The sequence below is a fragment of the Acinetobacter sp. TWP2-2-3 genome, assembly GCF_049896445.1.
GTDB lineage: Bacteria > Pseudomonadota > Gammaproteobacteria > Pseudomonadales > Moraxellaceae > Acinetobacter.
This window is the reverse complement of the sequence record NZ_JAFCUI010000007.1, coordinates 114,494-130,316: the sequence shown is the minus strand read 5'-3', so window position 1 is coordinate 130,316 and position 15,823 is coordinate 114,494. Positions and strand designations below refer to the sequence as shown.

The following is a 15,823-nucleotide window of genomic DNA, read 5'->3' as shown; positions in this document are numbered from 1 at the left end:
AAATGATTTCACTCGGTTTTAACTTCCTCCAAGCCTTAGCAAGGCTATACGGACAATCTGTAAAAACTTTAAAGTTCTCTTAGAACAGCAACCCATCATTGGTATTTTTAATCGTAAACTGTTCAATCAACGTGACAAATTCTTCTTCAGGTGAAATCACTTCTTACATCCTTCATAATGGTGAATCATATAAAGCAATCGCCCTAAAAGTTACTGGATGGGTATACATTCAGTGAAGTTATTGCTGATTTTAACTGTTGCATGCGTTACCCGAACCTGTGTTCCTTTAACTTCTTAAATCCTTTTCCTTACTCACCAACACATCATAAATGATATGCGCAAACTGCCTCATCTTTGCAGGATCGCTCATGAGCTGTGTCATTTGCTCCGTATGAGCTTCATTACTATCCAATACGGCGTCATCCAATGCTGTATCAAACTCACCGAGCATCGCCTGTTCACGCGTGTTGTTCTGAATCTGCTTCATCATCCGTGTGTTCTCAGACATCTTATCTGCCACGGTATGAACATAATTAATCATATCTTTATCGGTCAACTTATCCGTAATAAAGATCTCATTCACGCGGCTTAAGATCACCGACAGGAAGTCTTCTTTCTTGTCTTTCGCCTTGGCTGTACCCAAGTCATTCCCAGGTTCAAGTTTATGCTCAGTACTGTCTGCTTTAAGCTGAATATCCTGCTGACGAAGCTTAGACAAGCGGTAATGGCTCATCGCCACATTGCTCAGATCAATCTCATCTTCATCCGCAGTTTGTTCACGCAGCATTGGGCGTAAGTTACGCGCAAAAAGACTGAGCTTCTCAAGTTCTTGATCGTCATATTCCACGATTTGAGACATAAATTCATAGAACCGGGTAAAGCTACCCAAGTCCTTTTTGAAGATTTCCAGAGCATCACGGGCTTTCTTCGCTTCTGCAAATTCATTTTCAGCATTGGCAATCAATACAGGCTCACCTGTTCGCTTGGTAATCTCTAAACGGCTCTTGGTGACATCATAATCATTGATGGCTTGTTTATAACGATGCTGCCAGCGTTGTAAAGCGGGCTTACAGATGTTTGCGAGGGCTGCACTGGATTTATTTTTGCTGTAGAAGGCCTCAACGAACTGTTCTACCTCAGTCCAGAGGAAAATACCTGAGGCTTTCAGCTTTTCAAACAGATCATAAACCTGATCGGGATTGGATACATCCGCCAGTTCCGCCGTTTGATAATACGGTTGGAAAGCATCAAGAATGTCTTGTGGATCGTTAAAGAAGTCGAGCACAAAGGTGCCTGTTTCAGATTTCGCAGGATAGGTACGGTTTAAGCGTGATAAGGTCTGTACACACTCCACCCCACCGAGTTTTTTATCCACGTACATGGCACACAATTTCGGCTGGTCAAAGCCGGTCTGGAACTTATTCGCCACAATCATCACCTGAAAGTCATCGCTGTCGAATGCCTTACGCATCTCACGACCTTTCAAGTTTGGGTTCATATTGCTTTCAGTAAATTTCTGACCTAACAGATGGCTACTGTCTGCATCATTGGCATTAAATTCTACATCGCCTGAGAATGCCACCATGGCTTGAATGTTGGCATAGTTCTGTTCAGCAATGTATTTATCAAAGGCCTGTTTATAACGTACCGCTTCTTTACGAGAACTGGTCACCACCATGGCTTTGGCTTGTCCACCGAGTAAGCCCATAATATTCTTCTTGAAATGCTCAATGATGATATGCACTTTTTGCGAGATATTATGATCGTGTAAGCGTACCCACTGATTCAGCTTGGTCTTGGCTTTCTTGGCATCGACCTGAGCATCTTTTTCTTCGATCTTCTGCTTGAGCTTATAAATGACTTTATAGTTGGTGTAGTTTTTCAGCACATCCAGAATAAAGCCTTCTTCAATTGCTTGGCGCATTGAATAGACATGATATGCCACAGGAATATTGGTTTTAGACGGCGGCATGGTTGGATCGGGCAAGCGTCCAAACAGTTGTAAGGTTTTATCCTTTGGTGTTGCGGTAAAGGCATAGAAGCTTAGGTTTGCACTGCCCTTACGTGATGCCATCACCGCATCGAGTACATCTTCGGAAGAAAGCTGTTCATCTTCATCACGCTCTTCAATCATCAAAGTTTCTTTGAGCTGACGCGCCGTGGAACCACTTTGGGATGAATGGGCTTCATCGGCAATGACGGCGTATTTACGTTCTTTTAAACTGGTGCTGTTTTCAATCGCACGCAGTACAAACGGGAAGGTCTGAATGGTGACAATGATAATCGGCTGCGCCATTTCCAAGGCTTTGGCCAGTTTCTCGGATTTAGAGCCATCACCTTCTTTATTGTTAATCCGTCCGACCACACCATCGGCATGCTCAAACTGGTAAATGGTATCTTGAAGCTGTGCATCGAGAATAGTTCGATCCGTCACCACAATCACCGAATCAAACATTTTTTTATTGTTGGCATCATACAGACTGGATAGTTGATGCGCCGTCCATGCAATCGAGTTGGATTTGCCCGAACCGGCACTGTGCTGAATCAGGTATTTTTGCCCTGTGCCTTCTGCCAATGAATCTTGAACTAGGTTATTCACCACTTTCCATTGGTGATAACGGGGGAAGATCAGGCTTTCTTTTTTGTATTTGCGCCCTTCCCAGTCTTCCTTTTCTTCAATCTGTAAATGAATGAAGTTACCCAAAATATTCAGCAAGCTATCCGGGGTTAAGACTTCATTCCATAAATAGCCTGTGGCGTATTCATTGACATCTTCAGGCACATCATTGCCTGCACCCTGCGCCGAAGTGCCTTTGTTAAATGGCAGGAAGTAGGTGCTGTCACCATTCAAATGCGTCGCCATATAGACTTCATACTGACTGACGGCAAAGTGTACTAATGCGCCACGTTTAAACATGAGCAAGGGTTCAGGTTTGTTGGTTTCAGTGTCTTTGGGTAAGCGAGTCTTTCTATACTGTGTCATGGCATTTTGCACAGCCTGTTTAAACTCAGACTTGAGTTCTAGAGTTGCCACTGGAAAACCATTGATAAACAGGACCAGATCAATGCGCCATTTTTTGGCTTGTTTGCCTGTTGCCTCTAGTTCGGCTTTGCTGGCGTATGGGCTATACACCAGTTCAGGCACCACACGGCAGATATTTTGCTGATAGCGTTGATTCAGTTCAGGGTTTAAGCCATGCTCAGGTTTAAACTGGCAAAATGAAAAACGTACCCCACGGGTACGGATACCATGCCGTAATACGCCCAATGTGCCATAACTGCGGGATTCAACATCGGTGGCATTGATATCGGCTTTTTTAAGCTGAGCCACCACGGTATCCAAAAAATGGCGCTCGGTATCATTGGGGAAGATGCTTTTAAACTTCTGCCACTCTTTATCTTGGGTCTTTTGTACGAAGTCTAAAACATCCTGTTCATACAACGCTGTTTCACGGTTGTAGCCTGTACCTGAACCCACAAGCCAACCGTGGCTTTGCATTTGCGCAATAATATCTTGCTGGAAGATGGTCTCTAAAGTTGCATCCGATCTCATTATTCCCCGCCCCTTCAATACTCAAATTTCTTTATTACTGTTCTATGTGCCAAATAGGATGGCTTTGCCAATCTTCTGGGAAGCCCATCGCTGTTTTTGATATGTTGTGATGTGTCAAAAGCAGATCAACCAGACGTTTACGCCATGTATGCTGCGGGGCGATTTTGTCCATGAAATAGAGTAGAAATACCAGACTATTATAAATTTTTCGATCTGCTGCGTTGGTATTTTCAAAATTGCATTGCACCCGAAGCCCCATCGGCTTACTGCGCGGCTTGGCAATGGTTTTGGTAAATTTGCGGTTCCATAGTCTTGAATGATGGGCACAGGTATTTCTTAAGTAGACAAAATGCTGTAATAAGCCTTCAAACTGTTTTTCATCGCAATCAAAATGACTGGAAATGGCTTTACGTGTCTGAATCGGTGCCAAGAGCTGATACCATTTGGACAGTTGCCCAAAACTCATGACTTCGCAGGTTGCCCAAATCGGTGGTAATTCAGGCTCATCATAGGTACGTTTATAGTGTTCTATAAAGACTTCATCTGCGCGGGACACTTCAGTTTTCAGTGATTCGAGTAAGCTGTGCCACCTAAAGGCGGGTTTAAAGTACTGGCCTTGCAGATAGGCGTGACAACCATGCCGATGTGCCAATTCATAGGCAAAACGGGTACGAACGGCAACTTCCAGGCGTTCTATGGCATCCAGGATGAGTAACCTTAATTCACGATCAAATACATACAGCGCTAACACCTGTTCAAAACTGGTCTCTGGTTTAAAGCAATGTGGTGAATGGGTGTATTCAAACGGAAGCCAATAGGCACCTAAGCGATAATAATTGATTTGCTCTAGGTAAAATTGTGCATCTTGCTCATTGGCAAATTGCATACCACGCGCTTTTAATAGCTCAATTTGTTCAGCAAAGGTTTTGGCAGGCTTGTTAAAAGATTTCATAGATGGCTTGCCCTGATTGTTATATTTTTTAGGGCTCCAGAAACAAGTAACCCGACAGTTTGAGGATGCAATTGCTTGCCTAGCCTTGTCGGGTGTTGTTGAGCATATAGTGAATCATTGCAATTATTTATGCAATGATTTTTTGTATCCACTGGAGTCCGCATTGGTTTGAGCCAGCTCAACATACTCACGCGCTTAACTCCGTTTTCGCCTCATTGGGATATTGCCAATTGCGAACGTCTATCTTGCCTGTCACCGCAGATGAAATAAGGGCTGTACGGCGTTCTTGTAAAGTCATTACCAATTTATTGGCTTGTTTAATGAGATGTTCAAACTGATTTAATTTTTCATCAATATAGTTAGCAATTAATATTTGCTCCTCCTTTGGAGGGACAGCAATAACAAGTTCTTTAATATCTTCCAAGCTTAATTGAATCTTAGTTCCGCCATAACCTGAACCTAAAAGCTGCTCTTTAGCGGAATCAGATAAAATGTAATATGCTAGCCATCTAGAGTTATATAACTTTTGTGGTCTACATAATGCAACATGCTGACTAACATAACCATTTTGTATAGATGAATCAGCCACACAAACAGAACCTAAATCAGCCGTAATGGAAATCAGCAAATCACCAATCTTAATTTTGGATCTTTCTCCTTCACTACCTTGAGGAGGTTCAACAAACTGCAAAGATTCTAATTTAGGTTCAATCGTATCTCTTGTTAAATTGGCTATACGGAAAAATAATGAACCTGTATCAGCGTAAAATTGTGCCCAACCACGAGATCCACTCGTAACGAAATCCAAAAGATATTTATTGGGTTTTACCGTCCAATGCTCAGGCACTTGCCCTAACCATTCCACACCTGAATCTTTCATTGCGACATCAGGATTTAAACCTTTGGTCACCGCATGACTAATCACCGCTTGACGCTTTTCTTTAAGCAGTTCAATCAGCTTTTCTTGTTTAGCAATTAAAGTGTCAATTTTTGCGGTTTCATGGTCGAGGAAATTAACTATGCTTTGTTGCTCAGACAATTGAGGTATCGGCAATAAATACTCTCTCAAATCATTAACATTTAGGTTTCCAACTCCTCCACCTACTAACGTAACTGCTCCATGCAAGGCTTTGACATAACTTGATTCAGTTAAATAAATAAAAAACTCGTTTACACAAACCAGTTGGATTAGTCGTAGGTGAGTCAAACTTACAAAGATAGAAAATTCAAAATCAACATCAATAATACAGCCTTCACCAATAGTACCCACTCGGCTTAAGAGAATGTCACCTTTTTGTGGTTTTCTATTACGTGTAAGTTCATTGTGTTTTTCTTGGGATATAAATTTATAGCCTTTAGTCAAATCAACTTTTTTCTTTTTGACATTTTGCGCTGATAAAAACGGAATACCCTCATTTTTATATTCAGGAGTAGCAGCAACACCACATGTAATAATTGGTGCAAAATGATTTAATTTCCATACTTCCCAATGGCTAGGAATACTACCTAGCCATTCTAAGCCTGAATCTTGATACTCAGCATATTTCTGATACTTTGCCATTAAGAATGTACCTCTTGCAGAAGTGCCATAATTTCACGGCTGACCGCATCCAAATCCGCATCAATCTCGCTTAAATCACGTGGCGGTTCATATACATAAAAATGACGGTTAAACGGAATCTCATAACCCACAATACCAATTTCACCATCTTGCGCATCACGCTTATCGGCATTAATCCACGCATCAGGCACATGCGGTTGCACTTCACGCTTAAAGTAAGACTCGATTAAATCGGTGGTGCTTTGGCTTGGGTCAAGGGCAATGTTTTCCGCATCACGTAAATCACCATCCTGCACAAATTCAACCACTTTTCCTTTATAAGCAAACTGACCATATAAAGGATTAACTTTGATCTTTAATACTTTATTGATGACAGGCTCAGCATCCGCATTCTTCCAAGTGATCGCATCAATAAATTGCTTCTTCTCTTTGCTCTCAAGTTTGACATTGGCATCTTTACAGGCTTGTTTCAGCACATCATCAAAAGCATTAAAGTCATCACATTGCGCCGTGCCAATTTTGGCTTGTAAGGCTTGGGTTTTAGTCAATAAGGTGCGTTGTTCTAACCATAATTTTGGCTCAAGTACAGTCTTAATGTCTTTTTCTTTCAGTTCGCTAAATTCAGCTTTAATCAGCGCACGAATCTCGGCTTCATACTCAGTCAATTGACCATAACTGTCTGCTGTCCATGTTGCGCCGTATTGCTCATACAGCTTTTGCATCACCGCATTAAATGGCTTCGGTGCAAAACGTAAGGATGCTACAGCAGCATCACTCACCTGAGCAGATAAACGCAATGGACGCTCAATGGTCACACGGCGGTAGCCAAACTCGTAGCTATTAAAGATTTTGCTAGAAAAGGTTTTAGCAGCTTCATTTTTAGGATTAGCCGATTGACGACCACGATTAGATTTAACCTCTGTAGGTTTATCCAGTTCACGTGCATCCGTCACTTCAAAGTCACCATAACTGCGGGTAATCATTGCGATATCATCTTCGCCCATTTCATTACGCTTAGAGCCAAGCGACTTACGCATTTTGCTGTACAGGTTACTACCATCAATCAGCTGTACTTTGCCCTTACGTTGAGTCTCTTTTTTATTGCTGAGTACCCAAACATACGTCGCAATACCGGTGTTATAGAACATATCGGTGGGTAGCGCGATAATCGCTTCCAACAAATCTGCTTCTAAAATATAACGGCGGATTTCACTTTCACCACTGCCCGCACTACCTGTAAACAACGGCGAACCATTCAAAATAATACCAATACGACTGCCTTGCGCCGTGCTGTCGTCTTTATTACGCATCTTGCTAATCAGATGCATCAGGAACAGCAATGAACCATCAGATACACGTGGCAAGCCTGCACCAAAACGACCTTCAAAGCCTTTTTGCTCATGCTCGTCTTTAATATCTGATTCGATCTTCTTCCAGTCCACCCCAAATGGCGGATTCGATAGCATGTAGTCAAACTTCTCATAGGCCAACTGGTCATTGGACAGCGTATTACCCAGTTTGATATTACGCACGTCCTGACCTTTAATCAGCATGTCTGCTTTACAGATCGCATAAGACTCAGGGTTTAACTCCTGACCAAAAACGCGCATCACCGCATCTGGATTATGCTCATAGACATATTCCGAACCTGATGATAAAAATCCACCCGTACCCGCCGTAGGATCGTAAATGGTCCGAATAATACCGTCACCACTCAGCACATCATCATCCTTACTGAATACCAGACCTGTGGTTAAACGAACGATGTCACGTGGGGTAAAGTGTTCCCCTGCAGTTTCATTTGAACCTTCGGCAAAACGGCGGATCAGCTCTTCAAACACTAAGCCCATTTCATGGTTAGATATATTTTTTGGGCTGAGATCAATTTTAGGGTCTGAAAAATATTGAACGACTTTGTAAAGCAAGTTGGCATCATCCAGGAGACCAATAAATTCATCGAACTTGAAGTGTTCAAAGATTTCACGTGCATCTTTGGAGAAGTTTTGAATATAAGTATTGAGGTTTGAACGAATATCTTTTTGACCTAGGCTGCCTAAATCCAGCTCGGAGGTATTAAAAAATGACAGGCCATTGGTTGCCTTCAGCAGCATTTTTTCTTTGGCTTCTTCTGGCAGTGGCATGAGTTTCACTTTTTCATTGGCTGCCAATACATCTGCCTTACTGGCTTCAAGTACACACTCTAAACGGCGCAACAGCGTAAACGGTAAAATCACACGACCATATTGCGATTGTTTGAAGTCACCACGCAGGAGATCGGCAACCGACCAGATAAAAGCTGCTACTTGTGAAAAATTATTATTTGTCATTAAAAAATACCGCTAGCGCTCAGGCTATAAAACTTGAAATTTATAGTGATGATTGTGCCTGATTTACAACATGTTTTGCTAGAGATAGACTGTACAAAAGAATATTAATTAGTATGCCTATGAGTTTTTTAAGTATTATTGAAAATAAAGAAATTTTTAGCTTTATGCTCAATAATGAGCAATGGGACAGATTGAAGGTTGATATAAAATACACCGATCATTAAAAGTTTGTTCTAGTAAGCCCTTCACGTCTGTCCATACCATTTTGGTACTCCCTCAAACCTATCAAGCTCTTTATCGTGAAGGTATATCACCAATCTAATTCTGGCTTTGCGGTCTTTATAACCAGTTTTTGAGTTCGTTTATTATTACCTGAGGCTTTTTTGCGAACTTTACCTTTGAGCTTAAGCAACTGTATCGGTGAAAATGATACTTCAGGTATCAATTGATCTAGATTACCCAACATATTGAGCGCACCTAAAATAGCGATCAGCTCTACTAGTCGAACGTCGCCTTTCTCCGCATTAAGGACAGCTCTCCGACTAATCCAAGCTTTATTAGCAATCTCCGCTTGTGTCATATCTTGATTCAATCGGATGCGTTTTAGGCGCTCACCTATTACTGACGCAATATATATCGGACTATCATTTTCGGAATAATTCATTATTTATTATCCTCATCTAGCTATGTGTTGTGCCGCCGTCATATAAAAATCTAGTCAAAATACCAAAATCTTTAGATCCAAATATGGCACAGCTCTCATGTTAGTTGCCAGTTCTTTGTTAATATCTATGCCTAACTAAATGCGCATTTACCCTAGCTAAAACTGAACATAATGAACGTCCCATCATCAGTTTCCGATGGACTCAATCTTGGCCGCTCTTCCGTATAAATAAAATAAGAAAAATACAAAACACAGTTAAACCAGTCACATTCAAAAACAAAGAATCAATAACTTAAATAAAAAAATCTATCTAAGCAAACCCTTAGCCTAGTTTAAAAAGAATTCAAATTCATCAAAAACCACTCACATTTATAACCATTTTCTTGATCTTTTTTTTGAAATTAACTTTTTAAGCATGTCTCTATATACATTAAAAAAAAAAGGAGTGAACCGTACCAGGTTTGTCGGAGAGTCAATATTCTGAGAGACTATCCCGATGACAAAACCAAACTATACCCCCGAAATTAGAGAAAGAGCGGTTCAATTATTGATTGAATCTGAAAAAGATTATCCTTCTACTTGGGCTGCAATCACAGCAATTGCGCCTAAGATTGGTTGTACTCCTGAAACACTTCGTGCCTGGCATCAAAAATACTTAGATCAACAAAATCCCGCCAAAGTACAACAGGTATCTGACCAAGAAAAAATGAAGCAAATGGAACGTGAAATTAAAGAATTAAAACGTGCCAATGAAATTCTACGTAAAGCAGCCGCTTTTTTCGCCCAGGCGGAGCTCGACCGCCCACACAAATAATGGTGGATTTTATCCTTAACAATAAAGATCGATATGGTGTTGAGGCGATTTGTAGGATTTTACCGATCGCTGCTTCAACCTATTACCGGACTTTAGATCTCACAGTAAATCCAGAACATCGAGCGAAACGAGATTTACATGACTTGCAGCATGCTGAGGAGATTAAGCGAATTTGGAAAGAAAGTTCAGGTCGGTATGGTGTGCGTAAGGTCTGGCAACAACTGAAACGTGAAGGCTATGTGATTGCACGTTGTACAGTTGCTCGATTGATGCAAAAGCTAGGTATACAAGGTGTTTGGCGTGGTAAGAATAAACAAACCACCCGTAACCGAGATGACCAAAAACGGGCAGATGATTTAGTGAAACGTAATTTTAATGCTGATCATCCAAACCAACTATGGGTGGGTGACTTTACGTATATTCAAACTCATTCAGGCTGGGTATATACCGCATTTGTTATTGACGTGTTCTCACGAGCAATTGTTGGATGGAAAGTATCTACACGGATGAATACAGATATGGTACTCGATGCATTGGAGCAAGCATTGCACGATCGAGGCATGCCAAAGAATGTGATTCATCATTCCGATAGAGGTGTTCAATATCTTTCTATTCGCTATACCAATCGTTTAGAAGCTGCAAATTTACGAGCATCAGTCGGTACAACTGGTGATTCATACGATAATGCTCTGGCTGAAACGGTGAATGGCTTATACAAAACAGAGGTGATTGAATATTTAAAAGCAGATTGGCAAGGTTTAGCAGATGTACAACTTGCGACACTAAACTGGGTAGATTGGTTAAATAAAAAGCGTGTACACAGTGCACTGGGTTATGTATCGCCTTTTGAGTTTGAAGCAATGTACTATGATAAGATTAACCCGTTAGGTCAGGTGGCCTAACTTAAATAAAAAAGTCTCCGACAAACCCGGTACGGTTCAAGGGGATATGCATAACGGTACTTGGATTGACCAAGGTAATAGAAGCTACATCGTCGAACTTGGCTTTCTTTGAGTTTGCGAGATAGTTCTTGATTTCAACTACACGAGATTCTGGAACACGCAAAACTTTTGTAGGTTCATCATAAAGAGCTTTACGTCCTGCCCCTTCTCTACTTCCACCATACTGGTTTACCATCTATGTCTCTCCCTGTATAAACTTGATATTGTAACAAAATCAAGTTTATTAATTAGAAGAAGCTAAGACAATGAAATTACGATAAATGGTTAGTCACTTTTATATTAGTATTTCTGCGAAATCAATCTCTAAAAATATAAGGGAAACTATTTCCCTTATATTTCAACCAATCGTGAGAATCAGGTTATCTTATATCCCTAGACCACATATCTTTTACTTAATCCCCATTCTGCCAATATCCGTCTATATGTCGTTGAAGATTTGTCTGCTGCAAAGTGCGCCTCCATTGAAACATCTAATGGAAGTTCTTCCGGTTTTTGACTCTCAACAATATCCTGATCCTCTGCAAAAATTTGTGCATTGAAGTCATATACAGCCTGTAGGTCACCCGTCGTATCAAAATTACGTGTCAACGGAACAAATAGCCTGGTTTGATTATGCGAAACAGGACAACAAGCATTCAAAATTTTTAAAATCCCATCGTTAGGAAAATAGACAGTAAGTGTTGCCGAGAATGGAGGATATACATCAAATTCTCGTTTCCATAAGAAATTCTCTGGCTCTAAATGTCTCAAACTATGAGGAAAGTTACTTACTGTAGAGATATAAATCGTTTTAAGTCCATAATCTGTTCTTTCAGTTTCATATTTTGGCACTACTGGATTATCACGATCAGCGAATGCCTTGTTATGCACCCAGGCAAAATGTGCCACATCGATAAAACCTTCAAGCTGACGACCACTAGAACCTGCTATATCAACAAATGGTGGGAGTATTGATTGATGTTCATCTGAATCCCAAGTTTCAAGAACTGGAAAATTAGCTTCACTTTCATCACGGCTAAATAAGCTGGTCCAAACTAGTCCATATTTCTCAACTACAGGGAATTTAGTTAAGGTGAACCGATCTGAAATTTGGGTAAGTTCTGGTTGAGCAGGGATTTTTACGCACTTACCTTGTGCGTTATAGTTGAGCCCATGATAGGGACAAACAATATTTTCACCTTCTACCCATCCTTTACTTAATGGCACTCCTCGATGTGGACAGATATCTCTTACCAGATGAATTTCTCCACTTTCAGTTTTATAAATAGCCATTTTGACATCAAGAAGCTGAACTTGCTGCGGTTGAGTCGTTACATCCTGGATTTGAACTACCGGATACCAATGCTGCGCTAGAATATTCCAGTCATTTGGGTCAAATTGACTACATTGTGGCTGAGTGAATAAATTGAGAACTGGTATTGCATTCATTTTAGCGCTGCCCCTCTTATAAGTTATTGATTAATTCAAACTTCTTAGCATTGCTGCATCATGACTTTTTCTTTTCTATCTGTCTATTAAAGACTTTAGGAATGGTATTTCTAATTTTTAGAACACTTTTCTTATTATTGTTCTTCTTATCTAAACTTAACGAATAACTAGCATTTTATAACTCATCACAATTCTTAATTGATGCTGAATTACTTGGACTCCTATTACTACTCTGACTTTATTTAGTGTTGCCTTTTTGGCAACGAGTTGAGCGAGATTCTCTGCTATGCACGGAATTAAATTGTCATTAAGTTGATAACAACAAAGTTCAAAGAGCCACAAAAATGTTGATATACACACCACCTTCTACGGCTAAAAGTATTCCAGTAATCGACTTAAGCGACAGTTTTTCCGATAACCTGGAAAACCGGAAATCTGTTGCGTGGGAAATCCATAAAGCATGCAGAACAACAGGTTTCTTCTATATTAAAAATCATGGTATCGCTTCTGAAGTTCTCCAAAAACAATTAGACATTGCAAAACAGTTTTTTGACCTTCCGATTGAAAAGAAACTAGAAATTGATTTCAAAAACTCCAAATGCCTTCGTGGTTATGAACCAATGGCAGCTCAAACACTTGATGAAGGCTCTCCTCCTGACTTAAAAGAAGGGTTCATGTCAGGGAAAAATCTAGATTCAAGTCACCCATATGTCCAAAAAGGCTATCCACAACATGGGCAGAATCAGTGGCTTGAAGATCTTCCTGAAATGAAGACCCAGACCGAAACCTATATTCAACAGACTTTAAAACTGGGTAAGCATCTAGCTGGCCTATTGGCACTTTCTCTTGGGCTTGAAGAAAACTACTTCGAGGCAGGCTATGATGAAACTGTCATTATTACCCGTATGCTTCACTATCCTCCTCAATCTGAAAAAATTGTAAACAATCAGCTAGGGTGCGGTGCGCACACTGATTGGGGGTTACTGACGCTCTTATTGCAAGATGAAGTAGGTGGACTAGAAGTACGCAATAGTGAGGGTGAATGGATACGTGCACCTCACATACCAGATACTTTTATCGTAAACCTCGGTGATTTAGTCCAATTCATGACTAATGGACTCTACCTCTCAAATATGCACCGTGTTTTCAATAGTAAAGCAGGTGTCTCACGTTATTCGGTTCCAACCTTCTTTGACTTGGATTACGAATACAAAATCAAAACGCTGCAAAATTTAGGTGATCAATTTAAGGCTGAACCTAAAGAAATGACTGTAGGTGAGTACCTAGCCTATATGTATCAAAAAACTTACGCATCGAAAAAAGAAGCCGTTTAATTTATTCAACAGTTGGTATCAAAATTATGAAAAAAATGTTTCCTCTAGGTTGTGCTGGTTTAGGCATTCAAAACTCATCAAAAGAACGACCAGTAAGCCTGAATGAGCCTACTATTCTCGAACAGTTCGAAATGCTAAAAGCTGCGGAGGTCTTTGATTTTCTGGATCGTATCCCTCTTGAAGATAGTCAAATAGATGCTTACATCAAGGCAAGTCAGAAAACAAATATCCCTATTTATTCTGGTTGTGGCTTATATGTCATTGGCAAGGATGAGGAAGCATTCAAACAGGATATTAATCGTAGTGCCGCTGTAGGGGCCAAATTCCACAACATGATGATTTGGGCAAAACATGCAGATGGTCATTATGTAACGAACGAAGAAGTTGCTAAAACTTATATCGATTTCTACACCTACGCTCAAAGTAAAGGAATAACGGTTACCTTAGAGTGCCACGTTGATAACTGGTCTGAAGATTATCGTCGAGTAATTCCGGTGGCAGATCTTATAGAAAAAGAAGGTGTGCCGTTTGAGTTTGCAATGGATTACAGCCATTGTATTTTTAAAATTGAAAATGAAATTGAGCTTGCTGTATCACAAATGCGTGATGATCCTGAAGCTATCAGAAAGTTAGATCCTTTTAATAATGATAGTTTTGCAGATGATTGGCTGAATCGAAATTTAGTTACATGGGGGCAGATCCGTCCTGCAGTCCCGAATAATCCAGTTAACTGGTTAGCATTTGAAACAGGACCATATAATGGCTTAGGAACAAATCGTCCTGGCCGAGGAATTCAGTATCCATTTAATCAACCTACGGAAGGTGAATGGCATACAGACTTCTGGCATGCATATAAGCTTGCACCAACCAAAGAAGTCATTCGTAAAATCATTGATAGCTACTTGAACAATCCAAATTCTAAAGTTCAACTTATGACTGTTGATAATATCAATTTAGAGTCGTATGGTTTAAATTGGAAATACAACATGTTTGCCGACAGTTGCAGTGTTGCCCATTATATTCGTGAGATTTATGAGGAGCGACTGGCAATATTTATGGCAAAACAAAATTCAACTGATACTCTTCAAAGAGAATCAGCATGAATAACCTACTTAATTTAAAAAATATTTTCGTAAATGCCAGTCTTTTAGGACTTTTACTCATCAGTGGGGCCAATCCAGCATTGGCCGCTGATCAAGCGGCTTTTGTCTATGTCGCTCATAAAAACGATTATGGTTGGTCTTATTCACACGATATAGGTCGTCTGAAAGCAGAAAAGTCCTTACAGGGTAAATTTAAGACCTCTTATATCGAGAATATTCTAGATAATGCCGACTCTGAACGTACATTTCGGAGACTCGCACAACAAGGAAATAAGGTTATATTTGCTACTACCTTCGGGTATATGAATGCCATTGAAAAGGTAGCTAAACAGTTCCCGAACACCATTTTTATGCATGCGAACGGATATAAAACTGCAAAAAATGTGGGAGTCTATGATATCCGAACCTATGAAGGCTCTTACTTGCAAGGGGTATTGGCAGGCTATAAGACTAAAAGTAATGTTTGGGTGTTGTAGCACCATTCCCAATTCCTGAAGTCATTAGAGACATCAATGCCTATACACTTGGGGCTCAATCTGTAAATCCAAAAATTAAGACCAAGATAGTCTGGATTAACACTTGGTTTGATTCAGGAAAAGAGCATGAGGCTGCACTTGCATTAATATCGCAAAATGCTGATATATTATCACAAGTCACCAACTCACCCGCTGTAGTTAAAGCTGCTCAGGAAAAAGGGAAATTTGGCTTTGGCTGGAACTCAGATATGAGTAAGTTTGCTCCTAAAGGTCACCTAGCTGCATCAGTGTTATATTGGGAAAAAATCTATACTCCTGTTTTGCAGCAAGTGCATAACAAAATATGGAAGTCGGGATCGACATGGTATGGTGTCAAGGAAGGTGCCATCGATATAGCAGGTTTTGGTCCAATGGTCTCTAACAATGAAAAAATGAAGGTTTTGGCAGTCCGAGATAAAATTCGTAACGGTCAATATATTGTGTTTAGTGGACCACTTTACAAACAAGATGGAACATTACTTTTGGGAAAAGGTAAACATCTCTCAAATACGCAATTGATGAGTATGAATTATTTCGTTAAAGGCGTGGATGCTGCTTATCCAAAATAAACAAAGCTAAGCCTTTATTGAGGGATTTCGATAAGGGCTTA

10 protein-coding genes, 1 pseudogene and 1 other annotated feature are annotated in these 15,823 nt (G+C 40.3%); of the genes and pseudogenes, 4 read left to right on the top strand and 7 right to left on the bottom strand.

Annotation, left to right across the window (positions count from 1 at the left end; all coding sequences use genetic code 11):
- Window positions 1-286: 286 nt before the first annotated feature.
- The 5 genes from ACP7AK_RS11275 to ACP7AK_RS11255 all read right to left on the bottom strand — a co-directional run bounded on the left by ACP7AK_RS11275 (window position 287) and on the right by ACP7AK_RS11255 (window position 9,057).
- Window positions 287-3,553, bottom strand: coding sequence for a type I restriction endonuclease subunit R (locus tag ACP7AK_RS11275; RefSeq protein WP_425879915.1), 3,267 nt, complete (start codon window positions 3,551-3,553; stop codon window positions 287-289).
- A 34-nt stretch (window positions 3,554-3,587) separates the two neighbouring features.
- On the bottom strand, window positions 3,588-4,505 hold the full coding sequence (locus ACP7AK_RS11270) for an Abi family protein (RefSeq protein WP_425879914.1): 918 nt from the start codon (window positions 4,503-4,505) through the stop codon (window positions 3,588-3,590).
- A gap of 187 nt (window positions 4,506-4,692) precedes the next feature.
- Window positions 4,693-6,066 (bottom strand): restriction endonuclease subunit S, encoded by a 1,374-nt coding sequence (locus ACP7AK_RS11265; protein WP_425879913.1) that lies wholly within the window; start codon window positions 6,064-6,066, stop codon window positions 4,693-4,695.
- Window positions 6,066-8,393 carry a type I restriction-modification system subunit M gene (locus ACP7AK_RS11260; protein WP_425879912.1) on the bottom strand — a complete coding sequence of 776 codons (2,328 nt, stop codon included), beginning with the start codon at window positions 8,391-8,393 and terminating at the stop codon, window positions 6,066-6,068. The genes ACP7AK_RS11265 and ACP7AK_RS11260 overlap by 1 nt, the downstream gene beginning before the upstream one ends.
- Window positions 8,394-8,703: 310 nt before the next feature.
- Window positions 8,704-9,057, bottom strand: coding sequence for a helix-turn-helix domain-containing protein (locus ACP7AK_RS11255; protein WP_005103547.1), 354 nt, complete (start codon window positions 9,055-9,057; stop codon window positions 8,704-8,706).
- 496 nt (window positions 9,058-9,553) lie between these two features.
- On the opposite strand from ACP7AK_RS11255, the gene ACP7AK_RS11250 reads away from it, so the two are divergent.
- A protein-coding gene (locus ACP7AK_RS11250; protein ID WP_425879911.1) for an IS3 family transposase occupies window positions 9,554-10,773 on the top strand; the annotation gives its coding sequence in 2 pieces (ribosomal slippage) (window positions 9,554-9,830 and window positions 9,830-10,773; 1,221 coding nt in all).
- Window positions 9,829-9,945 (top strand) — a sequence feature (AL1L pseudoknot). (Overlaps the previous gene by 117 nt.)
- A gap of 1 nt (window position 10,774) precedes the next feature.
- Here the strand turns inward: ACP7AK_RS11250 and ACP7AK_RS11245 are convergent.
- Together ACP7AK_RS11245 and ACP7AK_RS11240 are read right to left on the bottom strand one after the other, a co-directional pair.
- Complete coding sequence (locus tag ACP7AK_RS11245) at window positions 10,775-11,008, bottom strand: hypothetical protein (RefSeq protein ID WP_005265709.1); 234 nt, start codon at window positions 11,006-11,008, stop codon at window positions 10,775-10,777.
- A 197-nt stretch (window positions 11,009-11,205) separates the two neighbouring features.
- The gene (locus ACP7AK_RS11240) at window positions 11,206-12,261 is read right to left on the bottom strand and encodes a Rieske 2Fe-2S domain-containing protein (protein WP_425879910.1); all 1,056 of its coding nucleotides are present in this window, start codon (window positions 12,259-12,261) and stop codon (window positions 11,206-11,208) included.
- Window positions 12,262-12,605: 344 nt separating this feature from the next.
- On the opposite strand from ACP7AK_RS11240, the gene ACP7AK_RS11235 reads away from it, so the two are divergent.
- From ACP7AK_RS11235 to ACP7AK_RS11225, 3 genes and pseudogenes are all read left to right on the top strand, one after another.
- The gene (locus tag ACP7AK_RS11235; protein WP_278357437.1) at window positions 12,606-13,595 is read left to right on the top strand and encodes a 2-oxoglutarate and iron-dependent oxygenase domain-containing protein; all 990 of its coding nucleotides are present in this window, start codon (window positions 12,606-12,608) and stop codon (window positions 13,593-13,595) included.
- Window positions 13,596-13,621: 26 nt separating this feature from the next.
- Window positions 13,622-14,698: a hypothetical protein gene (locus ACP7AK_RS11230; RefSeq protein ID WP_000738084.1), complete on the top strand. Its 1,077-nt coding sequence runs from the start codon at window positions 13,622-13,624 to the stop codon at window positions 14,696-14,698.
- Window positions 14,695-15,782: pseudogene (locus tag ACP7AK_RS11225) on the top strand (BMP family ABC transporter substrate-binding protein). Before ACP7AK_RS11230 ends, ACP7AK_RS11225 begins: the two are co-directional and overlap by 4 nt.
- Window positions 15,783-15,823: the final 41 nt, after the last annotated feature.

What these genes read in the sequence shown, in the direction of transcription:
- ACP7AK_RS11255 (WP_005103547.1), bottom strand. Translation starts at nt 9,057, where the DNA reads ATGAATTATTCCGAAAATGATAGTCCGATATATATTGCGTCAGTAATA.
- ACP7AK_RS11260 (WP_425879912.1), bottom strand. Translation starts at nt 8,393, where the DNA reads ATGACAAATAATAATTTTTCACAAGTAGCAGCTTTTATCTGGTCGGTT.
- ACP7AK_RS11265 (WP_425879913.1), bottom strand. Translation starts at nt 6,066, where the DNA reads ATGGCAAAGTATCAGAAATATGCTGAGTATCAAGATTCAGGCTTAGAA.
- ACP7AK_RS11235 (WP_278357437.1), top strand. Translation starts at nt 12,606, where the DNA reads ATGTTGATATACACACCACCTTCTACGGCTAAAAGTATTCCAGTAATC.
- ACP7AK_RS11270 (WP_425879914.1), bottom strand. Translation starts at nt 4,505, where the DNA reads ATGAAATCTTTTAACAAGCCTGCCAAAACCTTTGCTGAACAAATTGAG.
- ACP7AK_RS11245 (WP_005265709.1), bottom strand. Translation starts at nt 11,008, where the DNA reads ATGGTAAACCAGTATGGTGGAAGTAGAGAAGGGGCAGGACGTAAAGCT.
- ACP7AK_RS11275 (WP_425879915.1), bottom strand. Translation starts at nt 3,553, where the DNA reads ATGAGATCGGATGCAACTTTAGAGACCATCTTCCAGCAAGATATTATT.
- ACP7AK_RS11240 (WP_425879910.1), bottom strand. Translation starts at nt 12,261, where the DNA reads ATGAATGCAATACCAGTTCTCAATTTATTCACTCAGCCACAATGTAGT.
- ACP7AK_RS11230 (WP_000738084.1), top strand. Translation starts at nt 13,622, where the DNA reads ATGAAAAAAATGTTTCCTCTAGGTTGTGCTGGTTTAGGCATTCAAAAC.